The 13,818-nt window shown below is 68.7% G+C and carries 12 protein-coding genes; 6 read left to right on the forward strand and 6 right to left on the reverse strand.

Features of this window, described 5'->3' with window-relative positions:
- From V7702_RS04740 to V7702_RS04750, 3 genes are all read right to left on the reverse strand, one after another.
- Nucleotides 1-874: ATP-dependent helicase (locus V7702_RS04740; RefSeq protein WP_335648990.1), on the reverse strand; the 874-nt coding region annotated here is incomplete at its 3' end.
- 48 nt (nucleotides 875-922) lie between these two features.
- A complete protein-coding gene (locus tag V7702_RS04745) occupies nucleotides 923-1,627 on the reverse strand; it encodes an SOS response-associated peptidase (protein WP_335648991.1) in 705 nt (234 codons plus the stop codon).
- Nucleotides 1,628-1,678: 51 nt separating this feature from the next.
- Complete coding sequence (locus tag V7702_RS04750) at nucleotides 1,679-3,265, reverse strand: M10 family metallopeptidase (protein WP_335648992.1); 1,587 nt, start codon at nucleotides 3,263-3,265, stop codon at nucleotides 1,679-1,681.
- Between the two features lie 135 nt (nucleotides 3,266-3,400).
- Between V7702_RS04750 and V7702_RS04755 the strand changes: the two genes are divergently transcribed.
- The gene (locus V7702_RS04755) at nucleotides 3,401-5,392 is read left to right on the forward strand and encodes a TonB-dependent receptor (protein ID WP_335648993.1); all 1,992 of its coding nucleotides are present in this window, start codon (nucleotides 3,401-3,403) and stop codon (nucleotides 5,390-5,392) included.
- Between the two features lie 302 nt (nucleotides 5,393-5,694).
- Nucleotides 5,695-6,993, forward strand: a complete 1,299-nt coding sequence (locus V7702_RS04760) for an amidohydrolase family protein (RefSeq protein WP_335648994.1) — start codon at nucleotides 5,695-5,697, stop codon at nucleotides 6,991-6,993.
- 37 nt (nucleotides 6,994-7,030) lie between these two features.
- Here V7702_RS04760 and V7702_RS04765 read toward each other — a convergent pair whose 3' ends face one another.
- Both V7702_RS04765 and V7702_RS04770 read right to left on the reverse strand, forming a co-directional pair.
- Nucleotides 7,031-7,753, reverse strand: a complete 723-nt coding sequence (locus V7702_RS04765) for a glutathione S-transferase family protein (RefSeq protein ID WP_335648995.1) — start codon at nucleotides 7,751-7,753, stop codon at nucleotides 7,031-7,033.
- Between the two features lie 77 nt (nucleotides 7,754-7,830).
- Nucleotides 7,831-8,904: a DNA topoisomerase IB gene (locus V7702_RS04770; protein WP_335648996.1), complete on the reverse strand. Its 1,074-nt coding sequence runs from the start codon at nucleotides 8,902-8,904 to the stop codon at nucleotides 7,831-7,833.
- A gap of 90 nt (nucleotides 8,905-8,994) precedes the next feature.
- On the opposite strand from V7702_RS04770, the gene rlmJ reads away from it, so the two are divergent.
- From rlmJ to V7702_RS04790, 4 genes are all read left to right on the forward strand, one after another.
- Complete coding sequence (gene rlmJ, locus V7702_RS04775; protein WP_335648997.1) at nucleotides 8,995-9,822, forward strand: 23S rRNA (adenine(2030)-N(6))-methyltransferase RlmJ; 828 nt, start codon at nucleotides 8,995-8,997, stop codon at nucleotides 9,820-9,822.
- A 61-nt stretch (nucleotides 9,823-9,883) separates the two neighbouring features.
- Nucleotides 9,884-10,444: a sugar transferase gene (locus V7702_RS04780; RefSeq protein ID WP_335649026.1), complete on the forward strand. Its 561-nt coding sequence runs from the start codon at nucleotides 9,884-9,886 to the stop codon at nucleotides 10,442-10,444.
- Nucleotides 10,445-10,498: 54 nt separating this feature from the next.
- Nucleotides 10,499-12,595, forward strand: coding sequence for an AsmA family protein (locus tag V7702_RS04785; RefSeq protein ID WP_335648998.1), 2,097 nt, complete (start codon nucleotides 10,499-10,501; stop codon nucleotides 12,593-12,595).
- 58 nt (nucleotides 12,596-12,653) lie between these two features.
- Nucleotides 12,654-13,133 carry a c-type cytochrome gene (locus V7702_RS04790; RefSeq protein ID WP_335648999.1) on the forward strand — a complete coding sequence of 160 codons (480 nt, stop codon included), beginning with the start codon at nucleotides 12,654-12,656 and terminating at the stop codon, nucleotides 13,131-13,133.
- A 70-nt stretch (nucleotides 13,134-13,203) separates the two neighbouring features.
- Here the strand turns inward: V7702_RS04790 and V7702_RS04795 are convergent, their stop codons facing one another.
- On the reverse strand, nucleotides 13,204-13,542 hold the full coding sequence (locus V7702_RS04795) for a hypothetical protein (protein ID WP_300573079.1): 339 nt from the start codon (nucleotides 13,540-13,542) through the stop codon (nucleotides 13,204-13,206).
- Nucleotides 13,543-13,818: the final 276 nt, after the last annotated feature.

A 13,818-nucleotide genomic window follows, 5' to 3' on the forward strand; every position in this document is an offset into this window, starting at 1 on the left:
GGATGTTGTCCACCTCGGCGCCCCGCCAGCCATAGATCGACTGGTCGTCGTCGCCGACGCAGCAGACGTTCTGCCGCTTCTGGGCCAGCAGGCGCAGCCACAGGTACTGGGCGACATTGGTGTCCTGGTACTCGTCTACCAGGATGAATTTGAAGCGATCGTGATACTCGGCCAGTACGTCCGGCTGGGAGGTGAAGATGGTGATGTTGTGCAGCAGCAGGTCGCCGAAATCGCAGGCGTTCAGCACCCGCAACCGCTCCTGATAGAGCCGGTAGAGCGCCTGGCCGCGATTGTTGGCGAAGGCCGCGCCCTCGGCCGGGGGCAGGCGGTCTGGCGTCCAGCCGCGATTCTTCCAGTGGTCGATCAGGCCGGCCAGGGCCTTGGCCGTCCAGCGCTTGGAATCGATGTTCTCGGCCTCCAGCAGCTGCTTGAGCAGCCGCTCCTGATCGTCGGTGTCGAGGATGGTGTAGCTGGACTTCAGGCCGACCAGCTCGGCATGCCGGCGCAGGATCTGGGCGGCGACCGAGTGGAAGGTGCCTAGCCACCGCAGGCCCTCGGCCTCAGGCCCGATGATGGCGGCGATCCGCTCGCGCATCTCGCGGGCGGCCTTGTTGGTGAAGGTGACGGCCAGCAGCTCCCAGGGTTTGGCGCGGCCGGTGGTCAGGATATGGGCCAGCCGCGTGGTCAGCACACGGGTCTTGCCGGTGCCGGCGCCGGCCAGGACCAGGACCGGACCCTCGACGGTTTCCACCGCCTCGCGCTGCTCGGGGTTCAGGCCCTGGAGATAGTCGGGCTGGTGGCCGGGCCCGCCCACACGGGCGAGGTCGCTGATCTTCGGCGCAGGGGCCGGGGGAGCTGATTCAGGAAAGGACATTGGAACTTATATAGAACATATCGGAGCCGGCGCCCAAGGCGCGGCGTGTCAGAGCAGGCGGCGCATTTCCGGCGACATCAACTGCTCGCGAGGACGCACCTGCACGTCGAAGGTTCCGGCCGGCGGGGGTGTCTTGAAGGCGGCCTTGCCCGAACCCTTCAGGTCCAGCCAGGCCAGGCCCTGACGCAGAGTCAGAACCGGGGGGCCGCGATCGTGGATGGTCGCCATGTCGGCCGGCGCAGGGCCGGTGATGAAGGCGAAGCTTTCCAGGCCGTGGGGGAAATCGGTGGGGGCGGATCGCTCCCAGAGGCCGGCGAAGAAGCGGATATCCTCGCCCGCCCAGCTGATCTCGTTCCGCTGCTTGGGTTGTCCCTTCTTCCAGCCTGCCGGCTCGGAGTATTCGATGAAGCTGGTCAGCGGCACGAGGCAGCGGCGGCGGCGATAGGCGTCCTTGAAGGCGGGGCTGGTGTCCGCCGTCTCGATCCGCGCATTGGTGCTCATGGCTCGCCAGTCCTTCACCGGTCCCTTGTGGAAGGCCGGGACCAGCCACCAGCGCAGGTCGAGCATCTCCAGGCCATTTTGGGGCTGGGCAGGGTCGATCGGTCGCAGGATGGTCGCCCGTTCGGTGGGCCGGATCGGCTCATCCAGGGAGCGGTTCGACGCCGCCTCGTCGATCCGGAGCGGGACGCCGTACTCGGAGAACAGCTCGGCCAGATCGGTGGCCGCGGCCCGCTTCAGATACTCGTTGCACATGGCCGCAGGACAGCCACAGCCGGAGGCCTGAGTCCACCGACCTTTGGAGGCTCAGGCGACGAGCCAGTCCCCGAGGGTGGCGGCGGTGACGCCGACCAGGATCATCTGCGCGCCGCCCGTCATGTTGATCACGGCGTCCGAACCGGAAAAGCCGAGCTCCCAGACCGTGCCGGGGTCGAACCGCACCCGGTCGCCCTGGGCGCTGCTGAAGTCCAGAACCCGGTCCAGGCCGGCGTCGCCGAAGGTGTTGAAAATGTCGGCGCCGGCGCCGCCGGCAAGGGTGTCGTCACCCTTGTCCCCGGACATCCAGTCGTTCCCGGCCCCGCCATAGAGGACGTCGTTGTTCTGGCCGCCGCGGATCAGGTCGTTTCCGTCATCCCCATGGCAGGTGTCATTGCCGATATTTCCATAGACGATATCGCTGCCGGCCTCGCCATGGAGCAGGTCGTCGTCCTTGCCGCCCACCACCCAGTCGTCGCCGCCGGCGCCCCATAGGGTGTCGGCGCCCACATTGCCGTGCATGTCGTCGAAGGCCGATCCCCCCCAGAGGCGGTCGTTGCCGTCGAAGCCGCGCAGATAGCTGGTCCCGTCGCCGCCACGGATTTCATTGTCGGCGCTGTTGCCCAGGATGGTGTCCGCGCCGGAGCCGCCGATAACATTCTCGATCACCGTGTTGTAGGCGATCCCGAGATTGTCCGACCAGGTGTAGGTTTCGGGGCCCAGGATATGCTCGTTGAAGAAGTCCGCCGCCCAGGGGAAACGGATCAGCATCTGGGCGATTTGGGCCTGGGCCGAGAACTGGGCGATGGACGAATAGGCGCCGGGCGCGAGGTCGATGATCGAGCCGCGGCTGTGACTGGAGAGATCGAAGGTGTCGACGCCGCCGGCGTCATAGACGGTCTGGAAGAAGGGCCGGCTCTCGTCCCAGGCGTAGGTCGTATTTCCGGCGGCCGTCGTGGAGTCGGCGCCGTAGCGGTTCTGGGCGGCGAGGACGTCAAACACCATGGGGGTCTCGGGCGCGACCCGGGTGGGCGTGATGCGGACACCGGTGGCGGTGGCTTCGACCTGCCAGTAGAGGCTGTCCGTGGCGTCAGTGTAGGCCATGACCGTGTAGCGGCTGTTGTCATAGGCCGCCGGCAGGACCGCCCCATCCTCGAAAGGATGTTTCAGGCCGATCGCGTGGCCAATCTCATGAACCAGCGAACTGAAGTCGTTGCCGCCCTGGGCGAAGTCAGAGGTGACGTGCGACTGGTCAATCCAGATATCGCCGGAGATGGCGCTTCCGCCGCCGCCATAGCTGGGCGGATAGTAGGCGTAGCCCCAGAGATCCTCGTCTCCATCGCCCAGGGCGTCGACGTCTGTGAAAGCCACGCGGATCTGACCTGGCGAGGCCACATCGTCGGTCTGGATGAAGTTGACGGCGACGACCTTGTCCCAGGCGTCGATGGCGGCTCTGAACTGCTGGACCTGCGAGGCGTTCAGGACACCGTAGCCTGCGACGCCTGGTTCCTTCCCGGCATCATAGGTAGGCCAGGTTGAGCCCGCGCTGGGCGCGCTGTAGGTGATCGTCGATCCGCTCCACCAGCGGCTGGCCGCGAGCAGGCTTGATATGATGGCGCTGGTGTCGGGGACAGCCATGGGTGAACTCGAAGCTTCTTGCTGGCGGTGCGTGTCAGTATCGCAGGTTGCAGGCCGCAGCCTGTCCAAATTCCTAATGACTGGGACCCAAGTCACCCACTCGTGACCCGACCTCGCAGTTCCGGAGCCGCTTTCATGCCCGACATGCCGCCCCCTTTGATTTCCGAGCTGCAGGTCACGGCGCCGCGGCTGGCGCCCAGCCCCGGGGACGCCGCCTTCGCCCTCACAACCCTGAGGATTGAAACCCTGGCGACCGCGCCACGCCTCGACGAGGCCTTGCGTGGCGAGCCAGGCGTCGCCCTGTTTCGCCGAACGGGCAGCGAGGTGGCCAATCCGACCATCCAGGGCCTCTCCCTGCGGGCCATCGCGCCGTCCGGCGCCGGGCGCACCCTGGTGACCCTGGATGGCGCGCCCCAGAACGATCCTTTTGGCGGCTGGGTGATCTGGTCGGCCCTGCCGCCGGAGGGCCTGGCGGCGGCCCAGATCATCAAGGGCTCGGGCGCGGGTCCCTATGGGGCGGGCGCCCTGACCGGGGTGGTGGCGCTCAGCGAACGGGCGCCGGCGCAGGGGCTCTCTGCTCTGGACGTGTCCGCAGGTTCTCGCGGGACCTACCGGGCCGCCGCCGCCCTGGGGATGGAGAACCTGCTGGCCGTGGTCTCGGGGTCGACGACGGAGGGCTACGTGCCGATCCGCGGCGCCGGCCGTGGACGGGTCGACCAGCCCGCCGGCCTCAACCAGGTCTCCGCCGCCGCGCGGCTGCAGGGCGAGGTGGCCGGCGTGCAGGCCGCCTTCCGCCTGGACGCCTACGAGGAGCGCCGGGGCGGGGGCGTCGAGGGTGTCGGCTCCCAGGCCAGCGGTGGGTCAGCAACCCTGTCCCTGGCCCAGCCCTCGCAAACCGACGCAGGCGGCTGGCGCGTCCAGGTCTGGCTGCGGACCAGCGACCTCAAGAACCGCTTCGCCGCGGTGGAGCCTGATCGCTCGGCCAGCCGCCCGGCCGCCCAGCAGCTGGCCACGCCCGCCCTGGGCTATGGCGCCAACGCGGCCTGGCGCCAGGTGTCGGGCGGCTGGACCTGGGAGCTCGGCGGCGATGTCCGTGTGAGTGACGGGGAGACCCGGGAGTTTTTCCGCAATCTGGGCGACGGCTTCACCCGCGGCCGGGTGGCGGGCGGCCGGACCCTGGTCGGCGGCGTCTATGGCGAGACCACCTATCAAGCCGATCGCCTCCTGCTGACCGGCGGCCTGCGCCTGGATGGCTGGTCGGCGCGCGACGCGCGTCGGATCGAGCGTGACCTGAACGGCGGCGCCATTCTGCTGGACTCCCGGGCGGAGGACTCCAGCGGCTCGACCCCCACCGGGCGTGTAGGCGCCCGCCTGGCGCTGACGGATAACCTCTATCTGCGCGGCGCGGCCTATTCCGGCTTCCGCCCGCCGACCCTCAACGAACTCCATCGGCCTTTCCGGGTCGGCAATGACATCACCGAGGCCAACCCCGATCTTGAGCCGGAGCGGCTGTATGGACTCGAGGCGGCTCTCGGGGGCGAAGGCGCGCTGCGATGGTCGCTCGGCGTCTTCTTCAATCGCCTGGACGACCCGATCACCAACGTGACGATCGGCGATGGGCCAGGGACCTTCCCGATCGCCGGCTTCGTCCCGGCCGGCGGGGTGTTGCGCCAGCGCCAGAACGCCGGCGCCATCGACGCCCTGGGGCTGGAGGTGTCCGCACAGCGGAGCTGGGGCGCGCTGGACCTGCGCGCCGCCGCCGTCGCGACACGGGCCGAGGTGGACGGGGGAGGCGTTGCGCCTCAGCTCACGGGCCTGCGGCCGGCCCAGACGCCCGAGTTCGCCGCCACCCTCGGCATCGACTGGGCGCTCACCGAGCGCCTCCGCCTGTCGGGCCAGGTCCGGCATGAAGGCCAGCGGTATGAGGACGATCTCAATAGCCGCAGCTTGGCTTCGGTCACCACGCTGGACCTGCGCGCCGCCTGGCGAACAGGCGTCGACGCCGAGGTCTACCTGGCTGCGGACAATCTGCTCGACGCTGAAGTGGAGGCCCAGGTGACGGGCGACGGCCTCCTGACCTTGGCCGCCCCCCGAACGATCCGGGTGGGCTACAGCCTGCGCCGATGAGACGGGGCCTCTCGGCCTCGTGTTGAACCTGATTGTAACATCAGTTTTGAGCTGTGGCGGAGAGGCTAGGCAAAGCAAAGTGCCGGTGCGCTATGCCGCGCCGCATGCCAATGTTAGGCTACAACGCCCGCGGCGCTGCGGGCGATGATTCCTATGTTTGGAAATATACGCCCATGCCACGTATATACTTAGCCGCGCTTGCGATTACGGCCATCACGTTAAGCGGCCTCCTGACGGGACGGGCTCAAGCTCAATCCATAGTCATATCGGGTGCGGAGATACTCGAATTCGACGGAATCGACGTGGTGCGTCGCGCCGGCGAGACGGTCTGGATCGATGGCGACCGCATCGTGGAGGCGGCTCCGAACGATGGTGAAGCGGCCCCCAAAACCCTGATCGATGGTCGCGGCCTCTATCTGATGCGCGGCCTGACCGACATGCATGTCCATCTGTGGGACCAGGTGGAGCTAGGCGCCTATCTGGCCCATGGCGTCACCCAGATCCGCAACCTCTCGGGCATGCCGTTCCACCTGCGCCTCGCCCAGGAGATCGAGTCCGGGGCGGTGGTCGGCCCACGGCTCGTCACCTCCGGTCCGATTCTCAACAGCACGGGCGCGAATTTTCAGATCATCCACGAACGGGTGGAGACGGCAGACGAGGCGCGCGCGGCCGTGCATCGGCAGCACGCGGCCGGTTTCCGCACGCTGAAGGTCTATTCGAACCTCTCGCGGGAGGCCTATGAGGCGATCCGCGACGAGGCCCGGGAGCTGGACATGGAGATCATGGGCCATTCGCCCGAGGGGCGGCGCGGGCCTGGCGTGCCCGCCCAGGCCCCGTTCGACATCGCTTTCGAGGAACTGCTGGACGACGGTTTCGCCACATTCGAACACGCGGAGACGATCGTCTGGCATGGACTGAGGAACCGCCGAGACCTGGACGCCATGCGCGCGCTGGCCGCGCGGCTGGCGGCGTCAAAGGCGGTGGTCGATCCGACCCTGGTCGCCTTCTACAATTTGCTGCGGGTCGCAGAGACGAAGGGCGAATTCGTCAAAGGCCCCGACATGCAGCTGCTCAACCCCCTGGTCGTCGCCCAGGAAGCCCCCAACTACGCCCGCTGGGCGGCCGAAGATGTGGAGACCGCCCGGGCCGACTTCGCCTTCTATCAGGCCGCCACGCTCGCGCTGCATGAGGCCGGCGTCCGCCTGGTGGCCGGCAGCGACTCCGGGATCTTCGCCAATGCGCCAGGGGTCTCTCTGATCGATGAGCTGGACCTGATGATTGACGCCGGTCTGACGCCGGCCCAGGCCCTGGGCGCGGCCACGACCAACGCGGCGCTGACGCTTGAGGCCGACGACAGCGGCGGGCTGGTTCGGCCGGGGGTGAGGGCCGACCTCATCCTGCTCGATGCGGATCCGACCAAGGACATGAGCGCCATGCGCCGCCCCGTGGCGGTGATCGCCGCCGGCAGGCTCCAAGATCGGGCTGCGCTCGACGCCCTGCTCGCGGCCGCCCGCGCCCCTGACATGACGCGGACGATCGCCAATGTGAGCGAAGGGTTGAAGGCTCAGGGGGGCGATCCGTCAGCTGTCCTGGGCCCCTGAACCTCTTCCTCCGAACGGCTCAGGCGCCCGCCTGGCGCTAGGCGGACCCGCTTTCCGCGGCGGCCATGTCGGCGGCGGCCTTGGCCATCATCTTCTGGAACACGCCGCTGCGGATCAGTTCACGCCGTTCCTCCAGCCCCCGGTGCAGCTCTTCCAGCACCTTGGCGGCGGGCGCCTGTTGCTGGATGGCGGCCCAGTAGGCGGCGACCTTGGGGGTTGAGGGGATGGGATTGTCCATGCCCACCGACGGCAGGACGTTCTCCACCAGGAAGAGGCCTGGCACGATGGCGCAGTCGGCCAGGGTCAGGCGGCCTGCGCAGGCGAAGCCGTCCTCGCCGATCAGCTTTTCCAGGGCCTTGACGTTGCGCACCACCTGGCCGCCCAGCAGGTCGACAATCCCCTGGTTGCGGGTGTCGGCCCGGGACTGGGGCGAGAGCATGAACATGTTGTTCATGATGTAGATGTCGCCAATGCGGGCGAGGGTGCGGATCTGGGCGGTCTCCCGCGGGGTGGCCCCTAGCATGGAGGGCTCGGGATAGCGTTCCTCGAGATACTCGGCGATGACCTCGGACTCCGCCATGGGCCCGCCATCCCCCTCCAGCACAGGGATGCGGCCGATGGGATAGTCCTTGCGGAACTGCGGCGTCCCAAAGGTGGCCGGGCGCGCGATCTCGATGTCGGTGATGCCCTTGGCGTAGATCTGCATCCGCACGCGGGCGGAATAGGGGCTCAGATCCCCGGAATAGAGCGTCAGCGACATGATGATCTCCCTACGGGCCACTCCGAAATCCGGGCGGCCGGCTTTTGACCCATCCTGCCGGACACCGCGGCGGCTTGTCACGGGTTCTTGCCGCGATCACGACCCCTGGGCGCGTCGTCCTCAGGACTCACCTGGGCCGCCCGCTCGAGGAAGCGGATGACCGAGAGCTCGAAGGCCCTGGCCGTGGCGGCGGCCTTGAGTGGTAACTCGCCCCCTTCATAGGCCGTCAGGACCAGCGGATGGATATAGGCCCGGCGGCAGACGGCCGGCGTATTTCCCAGCAGGCCCGCCACCGCCTTGATGCAGGTGTTCAGGTTGCGCTTGGTCTCGGTCTTGGTTCCGCAACCGCCGTGTTCCACCAGGGCGCGGGCGGCCGAGACGGTGGCCGCCCAGGTGCGGAAATCCTTGGCGCTGACCTCCAGGCCCATGGCTTCGCGGATGTAGGCGTTCACGTCGGCGGATTCGACGGCGTGGCGTGCGCCGTCCGCGTCCAGGTACTGGAACAGCCGCTGGCCGGGCAGGTCCTGGCAGGACTTGACCACCCGGGCCAGGCGGCGGTCCTGAAAGGCCGTCTCGTGCTGTTTGCCGGACTTGCCGCGGAAGGCGAAGGTGACGCCGCGGGTGCTGATCTTCGCATGCCGGTCGCGAAGGGTGGTGAGGCCGAAGCTCTTGTTCGTGCGGGCATATTCGTCATTGCCGACCCGGATCAGCGTCACCTCCAGCAGCCGGATGACCGCGGCCAGCACCTTTTCCCGGGGCAGGCCGCGCCGGGCGAGATCGGCCTCCACCTGCTTGCGCAGGCGCGGCAGGGCGCGGCCGAAGGCGGCCACCCGCTCGAACTTGGCCAGGTCGCGAGTCTCGCGCCAGCGGTCGTGATAGCGGTACTGCCGCCGCCCCCTCTGATCGCGGCCGGTGGCCTGGATGTGGCCGCGGGGGCTGGCGCAGATCCACACCTCTGTCCAGGCGGGCGGAATCACCAGGGCATGGATGCGGGCGAGGGTGGTCTCGTCCTTCACGGGCTGGCCCTTGGCGTCCAGATAGGAAAAGCCGCCCTTCCCAGGGCGCCGGGAGATGCCCGGATCGTCCGGATTTACATAGGTCAGGCCAGCGGCGCGGGTTTCGGACTTGAGTTCGGCGATATCGCGCGGCATGCGGCGGATTCCTCACAGGCCGGGCGCCCGGCGCGGCGAGCAACGTGGTAGGAACCGCGCCGGTTCCTCCTTCGCGTCGCCGAGGTCGCCTTGAACTACCGCCACGCCTTCCATGCCGGCAACTTCGCCGATCTGGTCAAGCATGCCGCCCTGCTGCATTTGCTGGACGTGATGCAGGCCGACGCAATCCCCCTGCAGATCATCGACACCCATGCCGGGTCTGGTCTCTACGACCTGCGCGGCCCCCAGGCCCAGCGGTCCGGCGAGGCGCAGGCGGGCGTCATGCGGATGATGGCGGCGACCGACCGGCCTGGCGCGCTCGATAATCTGGTCCAGGCCGTCAGGGCGGCGAACGGCGGCTCAGCCGAGCCCTGGCTCTACCCCGGTTCACCCTGGCTGATCGCCCGGGCCCTGCGGCCGGGCGACACCTATCTGGCCTGCGAGATGCAGCCCCAGGAACACGCGCGGCTGGCCGAAGTCGTTGGTGACAGGCCGGGCGTCAGCACCCTGTGCGGCGACGGGTTCTCCCATGCCGCCAACGCCCTGGATCCGGCGGCGCGAAATCTGGTGCTGATCGATCCGCCCTTCGAGAAGGCCGATGACTACGACCGGATCGCCGTCCTGGCGAGCGAGGCCCTGGCGCTTGCGCCCGGGACCACCTTCCTGATCTGGCTGCCGCTCAAGGACCTGGAGACCTTCGACGCCTTCCTGCGCGACCTGGAGGACGCCTGCGAGCCGGCTCCCATGCTGGTGGTCGAGGCCAGGATGCGGGCCCTGGGCGACCCCATGACGATGAACGGCTGCGCCCTGGTGCTGATTCATCCGCCTGAGGGCCTTGCGCCGCAATTGCAGGCCGCCGCCGAATGGGTCACGGCTGGCGAAGCCGGCGGCCAGGCTCGGGTCTGGTCCCTCGGCTGAGCTCTGGAATGCGTCGGGCGGCGGGCCTATGGGTCGGTCTCGGTTCACGGGGGACGGCGTGATCAAGCGGCTCTTCGACATGATGGCGGCATTGGCCGGGCTGCTGGTCCTGTGGCCCGTGCTGCTGGTCATCGCCATGGCGGTGCGGCTGGATTCGCCGGGGCCGGCGATCCACTGGTCGCGGCGAGTGGGCCGAAACAACCGCCTTTTTCTGATGCCCAAGTTCCGCAGCATGCGGATCGATACGCCCGACGTCGCCACCCACCTGCTGGATGATCCGCAGCAATGGATCACGCCGCTGGGCCGCCTGCTGCGTCGGACCAGCCTGGACGAATTCCCCCAGCTCTGGAGCGTGCTGATCGGCCAGATGAGTCTGGTGGGGCCGCGTCCGGCCCTGTTCAACCAGGACGACCTGGTAGCCTTGCGCACGGAGGCCGGCGTGCATCGCCTACGGCCAGGCGTCACGGGATGGGCTCAGATCAATGGCCGCGACGACCTGCCCATCGCCGAAAAGGTGCGGTTCGACGCCGACTATATGGCCCGGCGGAGCCTCGTCTTCGACATCAGGATCATCCTGATCACCCTACGCGCGGCGGTTGCAGCGAAGGGGGTTTCGCACTGAGGGGAGACCGAAGGGGATCTGGCGCGTTGTTGCTGACGCCTCTGGAGCCGCCCCTTGCCCCGTCTGAACCGCAACAATCCCGTCGGCCTCCGGCTGACCCTGCTCCGTGAGCGCGGCCGCGTCCACGCGGCGGGCTTTCGCGCCTGGGCCGCTGATGTCCGCCGGCGTTCCGCCACGCCTGAGGCGCGCCAGAGCCAGAAGCGCGGCTTGGCGATCTTCGGCGGGGTGATCGGCGGGCTGGTGCTGGTCATGGCGCTGTTTCTGCTGCTGTTCGACTGGAACCTGCTTCGCGGCCCCATCGGCGCCTTCGCCTCGGCGCGGACGGGACGCGAGGTGATCCTGGCCGGCGACCTGGAGGCCAGGCCCTGGTCGCTCAAGCCCACAGCGACGATCAACGGCCTGAGCATCGGCGATCCCGAATGGGCCGGCGACGGCAAGACCATCGAGATCGATCGCCTGACCATCCAGATGGAGATCCTGCCGCTGTTCCGGGGGCGCACCATCCTCAGCCGCCTGGAGGCGACCCGGCCGGTGGTCCGCCTGCGCCGCGACGCCGAGGGGCGGACCACTTGGGACTTTTCGAAGGACGATGGCCGCGAGAGCGAACCTTTGGATCTGCCCGCCATCCGCCGCTTCATCATCGAGGACGGTCAGATCGAGATGCGCGACGAGCAGCGGGGCGTCCGGTTTTCCGGCGCGGTGTCGGCCCGTGAAATCCGTGGCGGCGACGGCGGCTTCCGACTGGCCGGTGACGGCGAGTTGAACCGCGAGGCCTTTCGCCTGAGGGTCGAGGGCGGCCCCTTGATCAATATCGATCCCGGCGAGCCCTATCCGTTCAATGTCGATATCCGGGCCGGCGCGACGAAGGTGACCGCCAAGGGCGCCCTGCCTGAGCCGTTCGACCTGGGTCGGTTTGGTCTCGACCTGACGGCGGAAGGACCCGACCTTTCCGATCTCTATGGCCTGACGGGCCTGGCTCTGCCCAACACCCCGCCCTATCGCCTGTCTGGGCGTCTGGTGCGCGAGGGGCAGATCTATCGGCTCGACGGCCTGGGTGGTCGCCTGGGGGACAGCGATCTGGCGGGAGACATCCGTGTCGATGTGAGCGGCGAGCGCCCCTTCCTGTCGGCTGATCTCCGATCCAAGTTACTAGACTTCGACGACCTCGCCACCGTGTTCGGCGGCGCGCCTTCGACGGGCCAGGGGGAGACGGCGTCCGATCGCCAGCTGGCCGTGGCCCGGCAGCTACGCGCCGAACAGCGCATCTTCCCGGACTCCACCCTGCAGGTCGAACGCATCCGAGCCATGGACGCTGAGCTGACCTATCGCGCCGACGCCATAGAGGCTCCGCACCTGCCGCTGCGCGGGGCGCGGGTGCATCTGACCCTCGAGGCCGGGGTGCTGGACGCCGACGAGGTGGTTTTCTCCCTGCCGCAGGGCGCCTTCGCCGGCCAGATCAAGCTTGACGCCCGGCAAGACACGCCGGTGACGGAGCTGGACATGCGCCTCAGTGGGGCGCGCCTGGAACAACTGCTGCCTGTCGCCGACGGCGGAATCGCGCCGCTGAGTGGAGATCTCGTCGGCCGGGTGAAGCTGCGCGGCGCCGGCGCCTCGGTCCACCGGACAATGGCCGACGCCGATGGCGAGGTGCTGCTGGTGGTTCCACGGGGTGAAATCCGCGAAGCCTTCGCCGAACTGATCGGCATCAACGTCACCCGGGGCCTAGGCCTTTTGCTCACCGACGACCAGAGCAAGACGCCGGTGCGGTGCGCCGTCGCCCATTTCCGCGCCCGCGACGGGGTGCTGAGGTCCAATCAGATCGTCTTCGACACCGAGCCGGTGATCGGCCGCGGGGAAGGGGAGATCGATCTGGGCCGCGAGCGCCTCGACCTGCGCCTGGACGGCGAGGCCAAGGAGCCGCGGCTGGTTCGCCTCCTGGCGCCGGTGACGGTCAGTGGACCGATGCTGTCGCCCAAGGTCGGGGTGGAGGCCGGCGGCGCGATCGCCCAGGGCGGCGTCGCCGTCGCCCTGGCCGCCATCGCCGCCCCGCTCGCAGCGCTGCTGCCCTTTGTCGATCCGGGCCTGGGTGAGGACGCCGCCTGTGGCGCGCTGATCGCCGAGGCCCAGCGTCGCGGCGCGCCGGCCAATTGACGCCGCTTCGCCATGGCCCTCAATGTCTGCCCAGTGTTCACGGTCGGGGAATGACCAGATGATGTTGCGAAACGCCCGGCGCAGTTCGGTCCTGGTCCTGGCGGCCTGCGCCAGCGTGGCCCTTTCCGGCGTAGCCCTGGCGCAGGGGGACGCCGCCGAAAAGGCCGTCAGCGCCCGGCAGGCCGGATTCAAGCAGATCGGCGCGAGCTTCAAGGCGATCAATGACGAGTTGAAGCGCGGCAAGCCGGACATGGCCGCCGTCGCGGCCGCCGCGGGCCGCCTGCAAGGCCACGCCGCCCAGGTTCCCACCTGGTTTCCCCGGGGCAGCGGCGTGGAGTCCGGCGCCAAGACCGCAGCCCGGGCGGAGGTCTGGAGCGACGCCGCGGGATTCGCTGACGCCGCGGCCAATCTGAGGGCGCAGACCGATCGGCTGGCCGCCCTGGCCAAGGCCGGCGATCCTGCGGCGACCCGCAAGCAGGCCGCCCAGGTCGGCGCCGCCTGCAAGACCTGCCACACCAAGTACCGCGAAGCCGACTAAAGGCGGCGTCCCACAGAAAACCCCCGCCGCCTGAGGGCGACGGGGGCTCTGTTCGGGTCTAGCGGGAGCCTTAGCCCACCGAGCGGTCGGCCGCCTCGCGCAGGCAGCCCAGCCAGGCGTCCTCGCGGGCCTTTTCGGCGGCGCGAAGCTTTTCCTCGGCCTCCTGGACGCCGGCGTCATGCTTGCGCCACTCGGCCACGGCGCCTTCGCGGGCGGCGCGGGCGGCCTCCATGGTCGGGAAGCGGGCCAGCACGGCGCGCACGGAATAGCTGACGGGCGGTCCGACCGTTTCGCGGTCGGGATAGAAGCCCGTCACGGAGTCACCCGCTTCCTTCTCGATATGGAAGACGTCGGCCCATCCGGCGTGATGGCGCATCAGGGCCCAGGGCCGTTCGATCTGGTCGGTCATCAGGCACTCCTCGAATCCGGTGGCGGGAAAATAGCGCAGTAACGCGCCGGTCTCCAATCGCATCCGCAGATGAATTGCAAGACGCCAGGCGCCTGTGGGGTCCGAGCCTGCCTGAGCCGACATCGCTTGTTTGTGATCACGGCGTGCGAGGGGGTCGTCTGGCCCGGTCTCCGTCCGCCCCACGGCCCGCAGCCGCTGGCTGCGGCCATGATCGCCGGGCGGGCGACCAGGGGCTGTTTGGGGCGATAGAGCGCTACCAGAAGCCGCAACTTGGAA

Origin of the sequence: Phenylobacterium sp. (genome assembly GCF_036963605.1) — a bacterium.
Lineage (GTDB): Bacteria > Pseudomonadota > Alphaproteobacteria > Caulobacterales > Caulobacteraceae > Phenylobacterium.

Bases quoted from the DNA above. Each gene is read 5' to 3' on its own strand.
- V7702_RS04750 (WP_335648992.1), bottom strand. From the start codon at position 3,265: ATGGCTGTCCCCGACACCAGCGCCATCATATCAAGCCTGCTCGCGGCC.
- V7702_RS04755 (WP_335648993.1), top strand. From the start codon at position 3,401: ATGCCCGACATGCCGCCCCCTTTGATTTCCGAGCTGCAGGTCACGGCG.
- V7702_RS04790 (WP_335648999.1), top strand. From the start codon at position 12,654: ATGATGTTGCGAAACGCCCGGCGCAGTTCGGTCCTGGTCCTGGCGGCC.
- V7702_RS04765 (WP_335648995.1), bottom strand. From the start codon at position 7,753: ATGTCGCTGACGCTCTATTCCGGGGATCTGAGCCCCTATTCCGCCCGC.
- V7702_RS04745 (WP_335648991.1), bottom strand. From the start codon at position 1,627: ATGTGCAACGAGTATCTGAAGCGGGCCGCGGCCACCGATCTGGCCGAG.
- V7702_RS04770 (WP_335648996.1), bottom strand. From the start codon at position 8,904: ATGCCGCGCGATATCGCCGAACTCAAGTCCGAAACCCGCGCCGCTGGC.
- V7702_RS04795 (WP_300573079.1), bottom strand. From the start codon at position 13,542: ATGACCGACCAGATCGAACGGCCCTGGGCCCTGATGCGCCATCACGCC.